This window comes from Pseudomonas sp. BN417, from assembly GCF_029871205.1.
Taxonomy (GTDB): domain Bacteria; phylum Pseudomonadota; class Gammaproteobacteria; order Pseudomonadales; family Pseudomonadaceae; genus Metapseudomonas.
Genome location: NZ_SSOJ01000130.1, coordinates 16,997 through 34,891 on the forward strand (window position 1 = coordinate 16,997; position 17,895 = coordinate 34,891).

The following is a 17,895-nucleotide window of genomic DNA, read 5'->3' on the forward strand; positions in this document are numbered from 1 at the left end:
ATGAGGGCAGGGAATGTCGCAGCGAGGTTTCACGCTGATCGAACTGATGGTCACGCTTGTCGTGCTCGCAGTATTGATCGGATTGGCAGCACCGAACTTCTCCCAGATGCTTCGCGAGAACCAGGCAGCGGCAGAACTTGAAGCGTTCTCCGGCATGCTCGGCTATGCGCGCCGGGAAGCGGTCCAGGGGGCTCAGACCGTAAGGCTCAAGGGGCCGCTGGCGGCCGATGGCAGCTGGCAGTTGTTGCGCGAGCGGGACAGCCTGGAGCTGCGCCGCTTCCCGGCTCTGACCTCATATGTGGCCGGACCGGCGGGGCTGCAAGACATTCTCTTCGACTCGCAGGGCCGCCTGATCAGCGCGGCCAGGATGGCTTTCACCCTGGCGTTAAAAGACACGTCACTGGGCTGCACCACTTTCAATCGCAGCGTTTCCATCGAGCTGTCCGGTTCGATTTCTCTGCAGAAGGCAAGCTGCCAATGAGTGCGTCGTCTCAGCGAGGTGCCTCGCTCATCGAGGTCCTCGTCGCCGTGCTCCTCTTCTCCATTGGTGTATTGGGTCTGGCTGCCATGCAGCTCACCGCGCTGAAGGCGAACCAGACCGCGTCCGTACGTTCCCATGCGACTTTCCTGGCCTACGAGATGGCGGATCGCATGCGCGCGGCGCGGGGAGATGCGCAGGCGGGCTTCTACAACCTGGCGGTCGGCGCCGCCCTGCCCTGTGATCCGGCGAAGGAAACCTGCCTGCCTTTTCAGCGGGACCTGGGGGAGTGGCGCGCCAACCTTGCCAGGCAACTCCCGGAGGGGAATGGCGGTGTGGTGCAGAACGGTGACCGCTTCACGGTGATCGTGCAATGGAACGAGGAGCGGGTGGGCGGTAATGCCGCTCAGCAATTCTCCTTCGTCACGCAGATTTGACGGGGTGCGCATGCGCAAGCAACGCGGCTTGAGCCTGGTGGAGCTGATGGTGGCCATGGTGATCGGCCTGGTCATCAGCCTGGCGGTCCTCCAGGTCTTCATCAGCAACAAGAACACCTTCCTCCTCCGGGGGGCAGCGGGAAAGCTGCAGGAAAACGGGCGCTTCGCCCTGCAGTACCTGGCCTCCGAACTGCGCCCTGCTGGAGTGGGGGTAGGGACTCGGCTCGACGAGGACGATATCTGCGTGGTGGCCGCCAAAAGCGACTCCGCGGAATGGAGCGCCATGAACCGCCCCATCTGGGGAAGGCGCATCACGGCAACCGGCGGCCTCGGGGCGGTGGGCACCGACCAGCTGGCGATCTTCGCCAATGACGGTTGCGAGTCCTTTCTCACGGCCGGCGAGCTGCTCAAACCGTCGCTCAATGCGAATCTCAAGGTCACGGCCTATTGCCCGAGCATGCAGCAGGACCACGCGGTGATGGTGCTGGACATGGAGAAAGCGGTGGTCATCCGGATCACCAACAAGCCGAATTCGTCCGGCAACGGCCAGGTGACGCTGACCCATGCCGCGAGCAACAACGACAAGAACGCCAAGTGCGGTGGCTTCAAGTTCTCGGATATCCAGTTCAACGCCCCGGCGCGGGTGGTGGGCTTCGCCTACAGGACCTTCTATGTGGCGGATACCGGCCGCGTCACGGCGACCGGGCAGCCCATCCGCGCCTTGTTCGTCCGCGATGCGGCGCAGGTTCCAGCGCAGACCAACGAAGTCGTGGAAGGCGTTGAGTCGCTGCGCACCAGTTTCGGCGTGGCCGCGGACAACAGCGTCGGCGTACAGACCTACCTGAGCCCGGCCGAGGTGGAAGCGGCCAACCGTTGGGACGATGTCCGCACGGTGAAGCTCGATCTGCTGCTGACCAGCAATGATCGAGTAGCGGGAGCCCAGGACCAGGCTGTCCACTTCGCGGGGGCGGCAGTGGCGGCGGATGGGCGCCTGCGCCAGGTATTCAGCACGGTGGTGGCCCTGCGTAACCGGGTCGACTGATGAGGCAAGGATAAGCATGCAAAAGCAAAAAGGAGCGGTGCTGCTGGTTTGCCTGATCGCTCTCCTGGCATTGACCGTGCTGGGCGTTACGGCGATGTCCGGCAGCACCCTGCAGGAACGGATGGCCGGCGGCGCGCGGGACTACAACGTGGCGTTCCAGGCGGCCGAGAGCGCCTTGCGGGTGGGCGAGGCCTATGTGCGCCAACAGGTGGAGGCCAGCGTCGATCCCACCCAGCTGTTCCTGGCCAGCACCGATTGCCCGGCGGTTACGACCGCACAGTGGACGCCGCCCGCCGAACTCAACAGCCAGCCGCGAAAGCCGGTTTGCAGGGTTCGCAATTACTACGGTGCGTCGGGGGGCGCGACCACCTTCGTTTGCGAAACCGACGGCTCGATCGCCGAGAACCGCGCGTTCGACTGCCTGAGCCGGACCTATCTGTTCAACGTCGAAGCCACCGGTTACGCCGGCGGGGATGCCGAAGTGCACCTGCGTTCCACCGTGGCCATTGCCATCCGCAGCCAGAACTGATCGAAGGGAGACACGGATGATCGGCTCGAAATATTTCTTTGCGGTACGGGCATTGCTGGCCGGCCTGCTGACCGCCGCGGTCAGCCACAGCGCCCTGGCGGCATTCGTGCCCGGGCAGGTGCCGTTGAACCTGGGGGGGCAGGTCGAACCCAACCTCATGTTCATCCTGGATGACTCGGGCTCCATGCGCTGGGGCTACCTGCCGGACGATCTGCGCCCGGCCTATCTGGAAAGCACGAAGGAATGGGAACGGAGCGAAGAGTGTCAGGTGCGTGGCAGCTACGCCGGCAAGAACCTGCATTTCTGTCGGAAGACCGGTCACCGCTACCTGGCTTCCAGCCACCTGAACAAGTCCTACTACAACCCCGCCGTGCAGTATCTGCCGCCGATCAAGAGCGATGGACAACGCTATGCCAATGCGAGCTTCGCCGCGGCGTCCGTAAACGGTTACGCCGCTGGTGGCCAGGCGGTCAACCTCGGCACGAGCTACATGGCGATCATGGACGACTTTTACGCGCCTAACAGCAGAGACTGCAGGAGTTGCACGCTTTACGAAGGCTTTGCCGTGGGCCCGAATAGTAGCGCCGGCGCGGCCTTCTACTACGAGTTCGTTGGCGGGGGCAGCTGCGCCAGCAATCCCCGCCAGGATGCCTGTTATACCGAGCGTAGCGTGGGCGCCGACGAGCAACAGAACTTCGCCAACTGGTTCTCCTACTATCGGACCCGCATGATGTCGGCCAAGGCCGGGGTCAGCCAGGCATTTTCCACGCTGCCCGGGGACGTCCGGGTTGGCTACGGTGCGATCAACCTGACTAGGAACACCGTCGACTCGGGCAAGACCGATACCCTGGTGCGCGGTGTGCGCCGCTTCGAGGGCACCGGGCGCTCCGAGTTCTATGACTGGCTCTTCGCGACCAACGCCGAAGGGGGCACCCCACTGCGCAAGGCGCTGGGCGATGCCGGCGAATACTACTCGCGCAAGGACGAGGCCGGCCCCTGGAGCTCGACGCCGGGCCAGACCGGCGGCAAGGAGTATGCCTGCCGCCAGAGCTACACCATCCTGACCACGGATGGTTACTGGAACGGTGACGCGGCCTCCACCGAGGGCGCGCGCGCCAACGTGGATAACCGCAACGGCCCGACCATCAGCGGGCCGGACGGGCAGACCTATCGCTATGTGCCCAAGGCACCATTCAGCGACAGCGCGGACAACACCCTGGCGGACGTCGCCATGTACTACTGGAACCGCGACCTGCATGACACCCTGGCCAACCGCGTGCCGACCGATCCGGCGGACCCTGCGTTCTGGCAGCACATGGTGACCTTCGGTGTAGGTCTGGGCATGAGTGGCAGCATCGATCCGCAGACCGCGTTCGCCGCGGTCAAGAATGGCGCTTCGCTGACCTGGCCCAGCCCGACCAGCAGCGACCCGGCGAAGCTGGATGACCTGCTGCACGCCGCGGTCAACGGTCGTGGCGGTTTCTTCAGCGCCCAGGACCCGCAGCAGTTCGCCACCGCCCTGGGCGAGACCCTGGCGTCGATCAGCGATCGTACCGGGTCCAACACCTCGGCCGTGCCCAACGCGCGCCGCCTGGACAGCAACACCCTGGTTTACGAGGCCTTCTATACCAGCTCGGACTGGTCCGGAAAGCTGCTGGCGAAAAAGCCCAAGCAGACCAGTGCCGGCATCGTTTTCGAGGAGGTCTGGGAGGGGGGGCAGAAGCTCGGGCGCAGCTCGCGCAGCCTGTTCACCCACGACGGCGCGGCAGGCGCCAACCATGGCCAGGCGTTGAACTGGGCCGGCCTGAGCGCAGACCTCAAGGCGCACTTCAATAACGATGAGGTGCTGTTCAACTACCTGATGGGCGACCGCACGAACGAGGCGCCGGCCGGCAGGAAATTGCGCAAGCGCTCCACCCTGCTCGGCGATATCGTCAACTCCACCCTGGTATTGGCCAACAAGCAGGACTGGGGCTTCAATGGCCGGGTACCCGTCGCCAGCGGCGGCCAGACCTACGCCGAGTTCGTCGCAGCCAAGTCGAGCAAGTCGCCGGTGCTGTTCGTCGGCGCCAACGATGGCTTCCTGCACGCCTTCAACGCCAACAACGGCAACGAACTCTTCGCCTACATGCCCAACGGCGTGTTGGGCAACGTCAAGCTCCTGGCCAACAGCGACTACAAGCACCGCTATTTCGTGGACGGCAAACTGCACATCCGCGACGCTCGCCTGAACGGTGCCTGGCGTACCGTGCTCCTCGGCAGCCTCGGGGCTGGTGGCAAAAGCGTCTTCGCCCTGGACGTCACGGACGCCTCCGGCAGCACCGGATTCAGTGCCAGCAAGGTGCTGTGGGAGATCAAGGACGACGCCGATCTGGGCTACAACTTCGGCGAGCCATTGGTCGGACGCATGAAGGACGGCAGCTGGGCGGCGATCTTCGGCAACGGCTATGGCAGCACCAACGAGGACTCGGTGCTGTTCATCGTCGACCTGGCGACTGGCGCCGTGAACAAGGTGCGCGCGGGCAAGGCCACGGGCGGCCTGTCCAGCCCGTCCTTCGTGTATGCCACCGACAGCTCGGGCAACATCTACGTGAAGGATGTGTATGCCGGTGATCTCGGCGGCAACCTGTGGAAGTTCAACCTCAAGGCCAATGAATCCGGCGCTGACGATTTCGAGGTCAGCCTGGGCTCCGGCACCAAACCGGAGCCGCTGTACGTCGCCAAAGACACCGCGGGCACGCACCAGCCGATCACCGTCAAGCCGGAAATCGCCTACCACCCGGACGGCTATGCGCAGGGGGCCATCGTCTATTTCGGCACCGGCCGACTCTATACCTCAGGGGATGTGGTCGACACGACCAAACAAACCTTCTATGGCATCTGGGACAAGCTGGCGAGCAACGGCTCCTCCACCGCCTTCAGCGGCCGGTCGGACCTCGAGCAACGTTCGATCCTGTTCGAGGGCGAGGCCTTCGATCGCGATGTGCGGGTGCTCGACGCACCGGCCACCGCCATTGACTGGAGCAAGAAACGCGGCTGGTATCTCGACCTGACCTCTCCGGTCAGGGGCGCCCAGGGCGAGCGGGTAATCTTCGCGCCGCGCATCCTGCTCAATCGCCTGGTCATCGAAACCGCCATCCCCTCTGCCGACCCCTGTCTGGCCGGCGGTTCCGGCTGGACCATGGTGCTCGACTTGGCCACTGGCGGGCGGCTCAACTATGTCCTGCTGGACCTGAACAAGGACGGCAAATTCACCGATGCAGACATGGTCACGGTCGGCGACCAGAAGCTCCCGCCGTCCGGCATCGGCTCTTCCGGCAGCATACCCACCGGCTCGTTCGACCTGATCGATCCGCAGAAGTACTGGCTGTGCCGAGGCACCGGGGTGGATGACTGCATTCCGGCCGCCAATACCCTCAATGTTCTCGAAGGCCGTCAGTCCTGGAACCAGATTCGATGAGAAGCAGCAAGGCATTCACCCTGATTGAACTGATGATCGTGGTGGCGGTGATCGGCATCCTCGCCGCGATCGCCTATCCCAGCTACACGGAGTATGTGAAGCGGGGCAAGCGCGCCGAGGTGAAGGCGGTCTTGATGGAGGGGGCGCAGGCGCTGGAGCGTTATTACTCCACCCACGGCTCCTACCTGGATTCCGAAGGCAACTTTGCGGATACCTTCGCCACCCAGGCCCCGGCTTCAGGGGCGGCCAACTACACCATCGCCGCCCAGGGCGCACCGACCGCGACCTCCTTCCAGTTGCGTGCGACCCGTGCCGGCAGCATGGCCGGCGACCCTTGCGGCGACTTCCAGATCAGCCACACCGGCGAGCGCACGCTGGCCAACGCCACGCGGACGGTGGCCCAGTGCTGGTAGACGGCAGAGGGGCTCGCCCCGGTTGTAGAGATTCCATCTCAATCGGCGTGTAGGGTGGAAATCCCTTTCGGGATTTCCACCATCGGTGTCCTGCAATGCCTCGGTGGTGGATAGAAAAGCGCTATCCACCCTACAAGGCTCGTAGGATGGGGCGGGCGGCGTTCCGCTGGAGCGAAGCGATACCCATCAGCCCTGATCGATGGGTATCGCAAGCTCTACCCATCCTACATGGCTCGCCGTCCGAGGGGCCGGGCATCAGTCGATGCCCAGCTTCTTCAGGCGATAACGCATCGAACGGAACGTCAGACCCAGACGCTAGGCAGCGGCGGTGCGGTTCCAGCGGGTTTCCCCCTACAAGGCTCGTAGGATGTGGTGGAGCGAAGCGATACCCATCAGCCCTGATCGATGGGTATCGCAAGCTCTACCCATCCTACATGGCTCGCCGTCCGAGGGGCCGGGCATCAGTCGATGCCGAGCTTCTTCAGGCGATAACGCATCGAGCGGAACGTCAGGCCCAGACGCTGGGCTGCGGCGGTGCGGTTCCAGCGGGTTTCCTCGAGCGCCTGCATGATCAGCTTGCGCTCGATGTCTTCCAGGTAGTCTTCCAGATTGTCGATCTGCGCCAGGTTGGCTTCGCCGGCCTCGGCCGCGCCCGTGGCTTCGGAGAGGCGCAGGTCGCGGGCCTGGATCTGGTCGTCCTCGCAGAGGGTGTAGGCCCGCTCGAGCATGTTCTCCAGCTCGCGCACGTTGCCGGGGAAGCGGTAGCACTTGAGCTTGTCCAGGGCTTCCGGCGCCAGGCTGGCGGCCGGCAGGCCGCTCTGCTGGGCCAGGCGCTTGAGCATGGTTTCCGCCAGCAGGGGGATGTCCTCACGGCGCTCCCGCAGTGGCGGCACGCTGAGCTCAATGACGTTGAGGCGGTAGTAGAGGTCCTGGCGGAAGCGGCCGGCGGCCACCTCTGCCGCCAGATCCTTGTGGGTGGCGCTGAGGATGCGTACGTCCACCACCACTTCCTGCTGGCCGCCGACGGCGCGCACGGCTTTTTCCTGGATGGCGCGCAGCAGCTTCACCTGCATCGCCAGCGGCAGGTCGGCCACCTCGTCGAGGAACAGGGTGCCGCCATTGGCCGCCTGGAACAGGCCCTGCTTGTCTTCGACCGCGCCAGTGAAGCTGCCTTTCTTGTGGCCGAAGAACTCGCTTTCCATCAGCTCTGACGGAATGGCGCCGCAATTGACCGGCACGAAGGGGCGGTCGGCGCGCGGGCCCTGTTCATGGATCAGCCGCGCCACCAGTTCCTTGCCGCTGCCGGATTCGCCGCTGATGTAGACGGGAGCCTGGCTGCGGGCGAGTTTCTGGATCTGCTTGCGCAGGGCATTCATCGGCGGCGAGGCGCCCAGCAGGCGGCCGTCTACCGGCGGTTCGCCATCTTCTGGTGAGCGCAGGCGCAGGGCGGTGTTGACCAGTTCGCGCAGGCGGCCGAGGTCCACCGGCTTGGTGACGAAATCGAAAGCGCCGGCCTTGAGGGCGTTCACCGCGGTGTCGAGGCTGCCATAGGCCGTGATCATCGCCACCGGAACCAACGGGTGGCGCTGCTGGATGTGCTGAACCAGCTCCAGTCCGGTGCCGTCGGGCAGGCGCATGTCGGTCAGGCACAGGTCGAAGGGCTCGCGAGCCAGCCATTCGCGCGCTTCCTTGAGGTTACGCGCGCTGCGGGTGTCGAGCTTCATCCGCCCGAGGGTGATCTCCAGCAGTTCGCGGATATCGGGCTCGTCGTCGACGATCAGTGCTCTCTGTCGGGTCATGGTCAGCTCAGTTTGCGCGGGTGGGCAAAGGTGATGCGGAAGCAGCTGCCGCCTTGCTCGCGCGGTTTGTAGTCGAGGCGGGCCTGGTTGCTCTCGCAGAGTTCGCGGGAGATGTAGAGGCCCAGGCCCGTGCCCTTGCTTTCGGTGGTGAAGAAGGGTTCGAAGATATTGTGCACCTGCTCGGGTGGTATGCCTTCGCCGTCATCCTCGACTTCCAGCACCGGGAGGTCGCTTTCCGGATCACGAAAGAGCTTCAGCCAGACCTGGCCCTGGGTGTTCTGCTTGGCGCTGTAGCGCAGGCCGTTCTGCACCAGGTTGGTCAGCACCTGGGTCAGCTGGTGCGGGTCCATGCGGGTCTGCAGGGTGCTGCCGAGGGTGGCCAGGTGCAGGGTCTGGCCGGGGCCGGCGGAGGTGCGGAACTCGCTGGAGAAGCGGGTCAGCCAATATTTGAGGTCAAGCAGCTGCGGCTCCGATTGCCGGCGGCGAGAGAGCTGCAGGACGTTCTCGATCACCAGGTTCATGCGCCGCGAGTGGTCCTGGATGATCTGCGCCAGGCGCCGGTCCGGGCTCTGCAGTTCTTCCGATTCCTGAAGGAGTTGGGCGGCATGGCTGATGGCGCCCAGGGGATTGCGGATCTCGTGGGCGATGCCGGCGGTCAGGCGCCCGAGGGCGACCAGCTTGAGCTGCTGGGCCTGCTGGGCGATCTGCGAGATGTCCTCGAGGAACACCAGGAGATTCTGCTGGCTGCCATGCTGCAGGTGGACGAAGCTTGGTTGCAGCACAGGACCGTCGACGAAGGCCTGGATGCCCTGCGGTCGCAGGGTGGGGTTGGCCAGCCAGTGCTGGAGGCTCTTCAGCAACTCCGGGCACTGCGAGTCGAGCGCCTGCCCGGCTAGTGCGTCCTTGCCCAGCAGGTTCTGGGCGCCGTTATTGGCGAGCAGTATGTGGTTCTGCGGGTCCAGTACCAGGATGCCGGTGCGCATGCGCTCGAGAATCTGTGCGTTCAGCGCTTCCAGGTTGGCGACGTCTTCGGCGCGCTGTTCGGCCAGGGTCTCGCTGAGTTGCAGGCGACGGCTCAAACCCTGGATGAACAAGGCCGCGGCGAAGCAGAGGGCGCCGAAACCGCCGGCCTGGACGAACTGGCTGGACGCTTGCGGGTGGCTGAGGCTGAGGTAGAAGGTCAGGTAGATCAGCCCGATGGTCGCCACCGCTGCCACCAGCAGGCCGATGCGCCCGCGCAGCAGGATATTGGAGATGGCCACCGAGACCACCACCAGGTTGGCGATGCCGCTGGGGGTACCGCCCGCCGCGAAGAACAGGCAGGACAGCAGCAGCACGTCCACCAGGGCCAGGCTGAACACCTGCACCATGCTCCGCGGGCGCTGCACCAGCACGGCGATCAGGGTATTGAGGATCAGGTAGAACCAGCTGGCCTTGCGGAACAGCTCCGGTTGGGCCAGGTCGAGCAGGTTGTCGTCCAGGTCGCTGGAGATCAGCAGCACCAGCGCCAGGCCGATCAGCAGCCGGTAGAGGCTGTAGAGACGGAAGATGCGCCGCCCCTGGGCGCTCAGGGAGCTGGGGGCGGGTAGGGTATCAGCGCTCACCAGGGCTCTGGTCCTGTTCAAGATGGGCTCGGCTGCAGTACCAGCGGTCGTCCCGGGACAGGGCGAGGGCACGGGGAACGTGCACGCCGCATTGGGCGCAACGCACCATGGGCTGGGTTTCTTCGTCCTGGCGCGGGGCCGGGCGGGGCTTCGAAGGGGTCTTGAAGCGGCGCCACAGCCAGATGGCGGCAAAGATCACGGCAATCCAGAACAGCAGGCGAAACATGCCGAAGGTGCTCTCATTTCGATGGGAAGCTGGCAGTTTAGCCAAGCCGGCTGTCCGCGCACAGAGACCAGCCGCACGCTGTCGCACCTTGCCTGGTTTTCGCTGGGGGCGAGGCGGAGTATGGTGGCGATGAGGCGCGTTCGATGCCTTGGACAACGCTCAGGAGGCGGCCATGCGCCAGAGCCTGCGAATCGTGATGGCCCAGCTCAATCTCCGTGTCGGCGATGTTCACGGCAATGTCGAGCGGATCATCGAAGCGGCGAACTCCGCGCGCGAGGCCTGGGAAGCGGATGTCATCGTCTTCCCCGAGCTTTCCCTGTGCGGCTATCCGCCGGAAGACCTGCTGCTGCGCTCCAGCATGCAGCGGCGCGTCGAACAGGGCCTGCAGCGGCTGCGCGACGAAGTGCGCGGCATCTACCTGGTCGTGGGCTATCCCTGGCTGGAGGACGAGCTGCGCTACAACGCCTGCGCAGTGATAGCCGACGGCCAGTTGCTGGCCACCTATTACAAGCAGCGGCTGCCCAACTACCGGGTGTTCGACGAGAAGCGCTACTTCGAGCCGGGCCTGCAGCCCTGTGTGGTGGATATCAAGGGCGTGCCGGTGGCGTTGTCCATCTGCGAAGACATCTGGTTTCCCGAGCCCATGGAGCAGGCCCGAGCGGCAGGCGCGCAGCTGATGCTGAGCCTGAACGCCTCGCCCTTCCATTTGGACAAGCAGCTCGAGCGCGAGGAACTGCTGGCCGAACGGGTGGCGGAGGGCGAGATACCGGTGATCTACGTCAACCAGGTCGGCGGCCAGGACGAGCTGGTATTCGACGGCGGGAGTTGCGTGATGGACGCCGGTGGCATGATCTGCCAACGCGCGCCGGCCTTCGTCGAAGGCCTCTACCCGGTCGACCTGCAGTTGCAGGAAGGGTGCTGGATGCCACGCCGGACCCACTGCGCCGAGTTGCCGGAGCTGGAGGCGAGCGCCTACCAGGCATTGGTGGTGGGCCTGCGTGACTACGTGCAGAAGAATGGCTTCAAGGGCGTGGTGCTGGGGCTGTCCGGCGGCATCGATTCCGCCCTGACCCTGGCGGTGGCGGTCGATGCCCTGGGGCCGGAGCGGGTCGAGGCGGTGATGATGCCCTATCACTACACCGCGCAGATCAGCCTGGAGGATGCCGAGACCGAGGCGCGCCTGCTTGGCGTCGCCTACCGGGTGCTGCCGATCGCCCCCATTGTGGATGCCTTCCACCAGGCCCTGGTGCCCGTGTTCGACGGCCATGCCCGCGACGCCAGCGAAGAGAACCTGCAGGCGCGCTGCCGTGGCACCCTGCTGATGGCGATTTCCAACAAGAAGGGCAGCCTGGTCCTGACTACCGGGAACAAGAGCGAGCTGGCGGTGGGCTATGCAACCCTCTACGGCGACATGGCCGGCGGCTTCGACGTGCTCAAGGACGTGCCCAAGACCCTGGTGTTTCGCCTGGCCGAGTACCGCAACAGCCTGGGGCCGGTGATCCCGCCACGGGTGATCGAGCGGCCACCTTCGGCCGAACTCGCGCCGGGGCAGCAGGATGAGGATTCATTGCCGCCCTATCCGCTGCTGGACGAGATCCTCAAGCTCTATATCGAGCACGACCTGTCGGCCAACGCCATCATTGCCGAGGGGCTCGACGAGGATACGGTGAACCGCGTGCTGCGCATGGTCGACTGCAACGAATACAAGCGGCGACAGGCGGCGGTCGGGGTGCGGGTGACCCAGCGCGGCTTCGGCCGGGACCGGCGCTATCCCATTACCTCCGGTTGGCGGCAGGGGGATTAGTGTAGGAGCGAGGGGGACGCCGAGTTCTTGCTCGCGAATGGGGCCCGATAGAAGCTTCGCGAGCAAGCTCCTAGGGTTGCAAGGCATGCGGCAATGAAAAAGGGAGGCCATTGGCCTCCCTTTCTTCGTTTACGGCGGTGTTCAGTCGAACAGCCCGAAGGTCATGTAGCTGAACCAGGAACGGCCGCCGTCGTCGGCTTTCGACTGGGGTTCTTCTTCCTGCACGTCATCCTGGTTTTCCGGCAGCAGTTCCTGCGGAATCTGTTCCTTGGCGTCTTCGTACTGCTTGATCACGTCCTGGGCGGCGCGGGTTTCGCCCGGGGGCAGCGGCGCGTCGCTCTCGATCAGGCCCAGGGTGGACTTGGCCAGCCAGGAGCGGTTGTCGGCTTCTTCCTCGCGCGCTACGAACTGCCCGTCCACCAACTGCGGGTGTTCCGGGTAGTTCAGCTTCAGGGTTTCCAGGCTGGAGGCGGCCAGGTCGTTCAGGCCCAGGCGCTGGTAGGACTCGACCATCACGGCCAGACCATCGCCCACGGCCGGGGTTTCCTGGAAGTTCTCCACCACGTAGCGGCCGCGGTTTGCGGCGGCGACATAGGCCTGGCGGGTCAGGTAGTAGTGGGCGACGTGGATCTCGTAGGCGGCCAGCAGGTTGCGCAGGTAGATCATGCGCTGCTTGGCGTCCGGGGCGTAGCGGCTGTTCGGGTAGCGGCTGGTGAGCTGGGCGAACTCGTTGTAGGAGTCGCGGGCGGCGCCCGGGTCACGCTTGGTCATGTCCAGCGGCAGGAAGCGCGCAAGCAGGCCACGGTCCTGTTCGAAGGAGGCCAGGCCCTTCAGGTAGTAGGCGTAGTCGACGTTGGGATGCTGCGGGTGCAGGCGGATGAAGCGCTCGGCAGCGGATTTGGCGGCTTCCGGCTCGACGTTCTTGTAGTAGGCGTAGATCAGTTCCAGCTGCGCCTGCTCGGCGTAACGGCCGAAGGGGTAACGGGATTCCAGGGCCTTCAGCTTGGCGACAGCAGGGGTGTAGCTGCTGTTGTCCAGGTCTGCCTGGGCCTGCTGATACAGCTCGGCTTCGCTCAGGTTCTCGTCCACCACTTCCTTGTTGGAAGAACAGGCGGCGGTGAGGGCGAGAGTGGCGATCAGCAGCAGGTGTTTCACTTGCATGGCGGCTTGCGTCCCTGTGACGGCTGGCTGTCTTGGCTGGAGCCGTCCTGTTATGATGGGCGCCCCGGAACCCCCGGGACAAAGACGCGGTATTTAACCACAAGCGCGCAACCGAAACCAAAGGCTGCGCCCCCTCCGTTCCCGAGCATGTCTTCCATCAACAAACAGGTCATCCAACTCAGCGCCGAGGTACCGTCCGAATTGGGCGGGCAACGTCTCGACCAGATCGCTGCGCAACTTTTCGCCGAGCACTCCCGTTCCCGCCTTGCCGGCTGGATCAAGGACGGCCTTCTCACAGTCGACGGCAGCGTGCTGCGCCCGCGCGACATCGTGCACGGCGGTGCGCTGCTGGAGCTGAATGCCGAGCAGGAGTCCCAGGGAGAGTGGGTAGCCCAGGACATCGAGCTCGATATCGTCTACGAAGACGAGCACCTGCTGGTGCTGGACAAGCCCGCCGGCCTGGTGGTGCATCCGGCTGCCGGACATGCCGACGGTACCCTGCTGAATGCCCTGCTGCACCACGTGCCGGGGCTGGCCAATGTGCCGCGGGCCGGTATCGTCCACCGCCTGGACAAGGACACCACCGGCCTGATGGTGGTGGCCAAGACCCTCGAAGCCCACACCAGCCTGGTGGCGCAGCTGCAGGCCCGCAGCGTGAGCCGTATCTATGAGGCCGTGGTGGTCGGCGTGATCACCGCTGGCGGCAAGATCGATGCCCCCATCGGCCGGCATGGCCAGCAACGCCAGCGCATGGCCGTGGTCGCGGGCGGCAAGCCGGCGGTCAGCCATTACCGGGTGCTGGAGCGTTTCCGTTCCCATACCCATACCCGCGTCAAGCTGGAAACCGGCCGCACCCACCAGATCCGCGTGCACATGGCCTATGTGAACTACCCGCTGGTTGGCGACCCGGTCTACGGCGGGCGCTTCCGCATTCCGCCGGCGGCCAGCCCGACCCTGGTGCAGACCCTCAAGGAGTTCCCGCGCCAGGCACTGCATGCGCGCTTCCTCGAGCTGGACCATCCGGTGACCGGCGCGCGCATGAAGTGGGAATCGCCCCTGCCCGACGATTTCGTCTGGCTGCTCAGCCTGCTGCGCCAGGACCGCGAGTCCTTCGAGCAATGAACGCCTGGCTGACGCCCGACTGGCCCGCTCCGTCAAGGGTGCGGGCCTGCGTCACCACCCGCGAGGGGGGCGTCAGCCTGCCGCCATATGAAGGCCTGAACCTCGGCAGCCACGTCGAGGACGACCCGCTGGCCGTCGAGCAGAACCGCAGGCTCCTGACCTCGGCCCTCGGCTGTCGGCCCGCCTGGCTTAGCCAGGTCCATGGCGTGCGTGTGGTCGAGGCCAATCCGAACCGGGTCGATGAAGCCGATGCCAGCTGGACCGCGGAGCCCGGCGTCGCCAGCGCGGTACTGACGGCCGACTGCCTGCCGGCGCTCTTCTGCGACCGGGCCGGGACCCGCGTCGCGGCTGCCCATGCCGGTTGGCGCGGACTGGCGGGCGGTGTGCTGGAGGCGACTCTGGACGCCCTGGTCCTGCCGCCCGAAGAGCTGCTGGTCTGGCTCGGCCCGGCTATCGGTCATGCCGCCTTCGAAGTCGGCCCGGAAGTGCGCGAAGCTTTCCTGGCCAGTCATCCGGAGGCGGACCAGGCCTTCCAGCCCAGCGCCAATGCCGGGAAATTCATGGCCGATATCTACCAGTTGGCGCGAATCCGTCTGGCCGCGCGCGGTGTACAGGCCGTGTACGGCGGCGGCTTCTGCACCGTCAGCGATCCACGCTTCTATTCCTACCGTCGTGCTTCGCGCACCGGCCGTTTCGCCAGCCTGGTCTGGCTGGCGGACTGACGGGTAGAGCCCCTTGTAGGGTGGATAGCGCTTTTCCTATCCACCTTTCCGACCTGACCCTGCCGCTATTGGTGGACCGGTGAAGCGTGGTCCACCCTACGCCCTTGTGTGGGAACTCATTCGCGAATGAGTTCCCACACTGACATATGCCCGCCAGCCTTCCTGACCCAGGTCAACCGCACAAAGGTTGAATCCCCCAGAATCGTCCTTATCTATGCTTCATCCCGGCGGGCTTTTCTTGTCTGGCGCCGTCATCGTGCCAGCCCGCTATCAAAAGGAAGGACGAACCCATGCGAATCGACCGTTTGACCAGCAAGCTGCAACTGGCGCTTTCCGACGCCCAGTCCCTGGCGGTTGGCCACGACCACCCGGCCATCGAGCCCGTACACCTGGTGCTGGCCCTGCTTGACCAGCAGGGCGGCTCCATCAAGCCCCTGCTCATGCAGGTGGGCTTCGACGTGGTGGCCCTGCGCCAGGGCCTGACCCGTGAGCTCGACCATCTGCCGAAGATCCAGAACCCCACCGGCGACGTGAACCTGTCCCAGGACCTGGCGCGCCTGCTCAACCAGGCCGACCGCCTGTCCCAGCAGAAGGGCGACCAGTTCATCTCCAGCGAACTGGTGCTGCTCGCCGCGATGGACGAGAACACCCGCCTCGGCAAGCTGCTGCTCGGCCAGGGCGTGACCCGCAAGGCCCTGGAAAATGCCGTCGCCAACCTGCGTGGCGGCCAGGCGGTGAACGACCCCAATGCCGAGGAATCCCGCCAGGCCCTGGACAAGTACAGCGTCGACCTGACCAAGCGTGCCGAGGAGGGCAAGCTGGACCCGGTGATCGGCCGTGACGACGAGATCCGTCGCACCATCCAGGTCCTGCAGCGGCGGACCAAGAACAACCCGGTGCTGATCGGCGAGCCCGGCGTCGGCAAGACCGCCATCGCCGAAGGCCTGGCCCAGCGTATTGTCAACGGCGAAGTGCCCGACGGCCTCAAGGACAAGCGTCTGCTGGCCCTGGACATGGGGGCGCTGATCGCCGGCGCCAAGTTCCGCGGCGAGTTCGAGGAGCGCCTGAAGGCCGTGCTCAACGAGCTGGCCAAGCAGGAAGGCCGGGTCATCCTCTTCATCGACGAACTGCACACCATGGTCGGTGCCGGCAAGGCCGAGGGTGCCATGGACGCCGGCAATATGCTCAAGCCGGCCCTGGCCCGTGGTGAGCTGCACTGCGTCGGCGCCACCACCCTGGACGAATACCGCCAGTACATCGAAAAGGACGCCGCGCTGGAACGCCGTTTCCAGAAGGTGCTGGTGGACGAGCCGAGCGAGGAGGACACCATCGCCATCCTGCGCGGCCTGAAGGAACGCTATGAAGTGCACCACGGCGTGACTATCACCGACGGCGCCATCATCGCCGCGGCCAAACTGTCGCACCGCTACATCACTGACCGGCAGTTGCCGGACAAGGCCATCGACCTGATCGACGAAGCCGCCAGCCGCATCCGCATGGAGATCGACTCCAAGCCCGAGGCCCTGGACCGCCTGGATCGCCGCCTGATCCAGCTGAAGATCGAGCGCGAGGCGCTGAAGAAGGAAGAGGACGAGGCCACGAAGAAGCGTCTGGCCAAGCTCGAGGAAGACATCCTCAAGCTGGAGCGCGAATACGCCGACCTGGAAGAAATCTGGAAGTCCGAGAAGGCCGAAGTGCAGGGCTCGGCGCAGATCCAGCAGAAGATCGAACAGGCCCGGCAGGACATGGAGGCCGCGCGGCGCAAGGGCGACCTGCAGCGCATGGCCGAGCTGCAGTACGGCGTGATTCCAGACCTGGAACGCAGCCTGCAGATGGTCGACCAGCATGGCAAGACCGAGAACCAGCTGCTGCGCAACAAGGTCACCGACGAAGAGATCGCCGAAGTGGTCTCCAAGTGGACCGGCATCCCGGTGGCGAAGATGCTCGAAGGCGAGCGCGAGAAGCTGCTGCGCATGGAAGATGACCTGCACAAGCGGGTGATCGGCCAGCACGAGGCCGTGGTCGCCGTCGCCAACGCCGTGCGTCGCTCCCGCGCCGGCCTGGCCGACCCGAACCGGCCCAGTGGTTCCTTCCTCTTCCTCGGCCCGACCGGGGTGGGCAAGACCGAGCTGTGCAAGGCGCTGGCCGAGTTCCTCTTCGATACCGAGGAGGCGCTGGTGCGCATCGACATGTCCGAATTCATGGAGAAACACTCGGTGGCACGCCTGATCGGTGCCCCGCCGGGTTACGTCGGTTATGAGGAGGGTGGTTACCTGACCGAGGCGGTGCGCCGCAAACCCTACTCCGTGGTGCTGATGGACGAGGTGGAAAAGGCCCACCCGGATGTCTTCAACGTGCTGCTGCAGGTGCTGGAGGACGGTCGCCTGACCGACAGCCACGGCCGTACCGTGGACTTCCGCAACACCGTGGTGGTGATGACCTCCAACCTGGGCTCATCGCAGATCCAGGAACTGGTCGGCGACCTCGAGGCGCAGCGCGCGGCAGTGATGGACGCCGTGAGCGCGCACTTCCGTCCCGAGTTCATCAACCGGATCGACGAAGTGGTGGTGTTCGAACCGCTGGGTCGCGAACAGATCGGCGGCATCGCCGAGATCCAGCTGCAACGCCTGCGCAAGCGCCTTGCCGAGCGCGAGCTGAGCCTGGAGTTGAGTCCGGAGGCCCTGGACAAGCTGATCGCCGTGGGTTACGACCCGGTCTACGGCGCCCGTCCGCTGAAGCGGGCGATCCAGCGCTGGATCGAGAACCCGCTGGCCCAGCAGATACTCGCCGGCCGTTTCGGCCCGGGCGCCACCATCGCCGCCAGGGTGGAGGGTGAGGAGATCGTCTTCAGCTGATCTCCGGCGCAAGACAAAGCCCCGCATTGCGGGGCTTTTCTTTGCGCATCTGTCAGGTGCCACCCCCTGTGGGGGCGAATTCATTGGCTATGTCTGCGTTAAATGTTGCTAGAACGTCCTGAGCCGAGTTGCTTATCGAGTGGGCTGCGAGTCCCGGTTTCGCCTCCCGGCGAGTCACTTCTTTCAAACGTCGGGATGCCGAACCACAAAGAAGTAACCAAGAACGCTCGCCCCTGCATCCGG

At 65.1% G+C, this 17,895-nt stretch carries 14 protein-coding genes; 10 read left to right on the forward strand and 4 right to left on the reverse strand.

What is annotated here, in order from left to right:
* The first annotated feature begins 13 nt into the window (after positions 1-13).
* The 6 genes from E8F11_RS16855 to E8F11_RS16880 are packed head-to-tail and all read left to right on the forward strand — an operon-like array spanning position 14 to position 6,359.
* Positions 14-481 (forward strand): GspH/FimT family pseudopilin, encoded by a 468-nt coding sequence (locus E8F11_RS16855; RefSeq protein ID WP_280289991.1) that lies wholly within the window; start codon positions 14-16, stop codon positions 479-481.
* The gene (gene pilV, locus E8F11_RS16860) at positions 478-915 is read left to right on the forward strand and encodes a type IV pilus modification protein PilV (protein ID WP_280289992.1); all 438 of its coding nucleotides are present in this window, start codon (positions 478-480) and stop codon (positions 913-915) included. The genes E8F11_RS16855 and pilV overlap by 4 nt, the downstream gene beginning before the upstream one ends.
* Positions 916-925: 10 nt before the next feature.
* Entirely contained in the window at positions 926-1,957 is a 1,032-nt protein-coding gene (locus E8F11_RS16865; RefSeq protein ID WP_280289993.1) for a PilW family protein, read from the forward strand.
* 16 nt (positions 1,958-1,973) lie between these two features.
* Complete coding sequence (locus E8F11_RS16870) at positions 1,974-2,486, forward strand: PilX N-terminal domain-containing pilus assembly protein (protein ID WP_280289994.1); 513 nt, start codon at positions 1,974-1,976, stop codon at positions 2,484-2,486.
* Between the two features lie 16 nt (positions 2,487-2,502).
* Positions 2,503-5,946 carry a PilC/PilY family type IV pilus protein gene (locus E8F11_RS16875; protein WP_280289995.1) on the forward strand — a complete coding sequence of 1,148 codons (3,444 nt, stop codon included), beginning with the start codon at positions 2,503-2,505 and terminating at the stop codon, positions 5,944-5,946.
* On the forward strand, positions 5,943-6,359 hold the full coding sequence (locus E8F11_RS16880; protein WP_280289996.1) for a type IV pilin protein: 417 nt from the start codon (positions 5,943-5,945) through the stop codon (positions 6,357-6,359). The genes E8F11_RS16875 and E8F11_RS16880 overlap by 4 nt, the downstream gene beginning before the upstream one ends.
* Positions 6,360-6,820: 461 nt before the next feature.
* Here E8F11_RS16880 and E8F11_RS16885 read toward each other — a convergent pair whose 3' ends face one another.
* Genes E8F11_RS16885 through E8F11_RS16895 form a run of 3 tightly spaced genes read right to left on the reverse strand, consistent with a single transcriptional unit; the run spans position 6,821 to position 9,988 of the window.
* A complete protein-coding gene (locus E8F11_RS16885) occupies positions 6,821-8,158 on the reverse strand; it encodes a sigma-54 dependent transcriptional regulator (RefSeq protein WP_280289997.1) in 1,338 nt (445 codons plus the stop codon).
* Positions 8,159-8,160: 2 nt separating this feature from the next.
* On the reverse strand, positions 8,161-9,762 hold the full coding sequence (locus tag E8F11_RS16890) for an ATP-binding protein (RefSeq protein ID WP_280289998.1): 1,602 nt from the start codon (positions 9,760-9,762) through the stop codon (positions 8,161-8,163).
* The gene (locus E8F11_RS16895) at positions 9,752-9,988 is read right to left on the reverse strand and encodes a PP0621 family protein (RefSeq protein WP_280289999.1); all 237 of its coding nucleotides are present in this window, start codon (positions 9,986-9,988) and stop codon (positions 9,752-9,754) included. The genes E8F11_RS16890 and E8F11_RS16895 overlap by 11 nt, the downstream gene beginning before the upstream one ends.
* A gap of 172 nt (positions 9,989-10,160) precedes the next feature.
* On the opposite strand from E8F11_RS16895, the gene E8F11_RS16900 reads away from it, so the two are divergent.
* Positions 10,161-11,792, forward strand: a complete 1,632-nt coding sequence (locus E8F11_RS16900; RefSeq protein ID WP_280290000.1) for an NAD+ synthase — start codon at positions 10,161-10,163, stop codon at positions 11,790-11,792.
* 141 nt (positions 11,793-11,933) lie between these two features.
* On the opposite strand, the gene E8F11_RS16905 is transcribed toward E8F11_RS16900, so the two are convergent.
* Positions 11,934-12,953 (reverse strand): outer membrane protein assembly factor BamD, encoded by a 1,020-nt coding sequence (locus tag E8F11_RS16905; protein WP_280290001.1) that lies wholly within the window; start codon positions 12,951-12,953, stop codon positions 11,934-11,936.
* Between the two features lie 147 nt (positions 12,954-13,100).
* Here E8F11_RS16905 and rluD point away from each other — a divergent pair, with 147 nt between their 5' ends.
* The 3 genes from rluD (at position 13,101) to clpB (ending at position 17,652) form a co-directional block, all read left to right on the forward strand.
* On the forward strand, positions 13,101-14,075 hold the full coding sequence (rluD, locus tag E8F11_RS16910) for a 23S rRNA pseudouridine(1911/1915/1917) synthase RluD (RefSeq protein WP_280290002.1): 975 nt from the start codon (positions 13,101-13,103) through the stop codon (positions 14,073-14,075).
* Positions 14,072-14,797 (forward strand): peptidoglycan editing factor PgeF, encoded by a 726-nt coding sequence (gene pgeF / locus E8F11_RS16915; protein WP_280290003.1) that lies wholly within the window; start codon positions 14,072-14,074, stop codon positions 14,795-14,797. The genes rluD and pgeF overlap by 4 nt, the downstream gene beginning before the upstream one ends.
* A gap of 290 nt (positions 14,798-15,087) precedes the next feature.
* Positions 15,088-17,652: an ATP-dependent chaperone ClpB gene (gene clpB / locus E8F11_RS16920; protein ID WP_280290004.1), complete on the forward strand. Its 2,565-nt coding sequence runs from the start codon at positions 15,088-15,090 to the stop codon at positions 17,650-17,652.
* Positions 17,653-17,895: the final 243 nt, after the last annotated feature.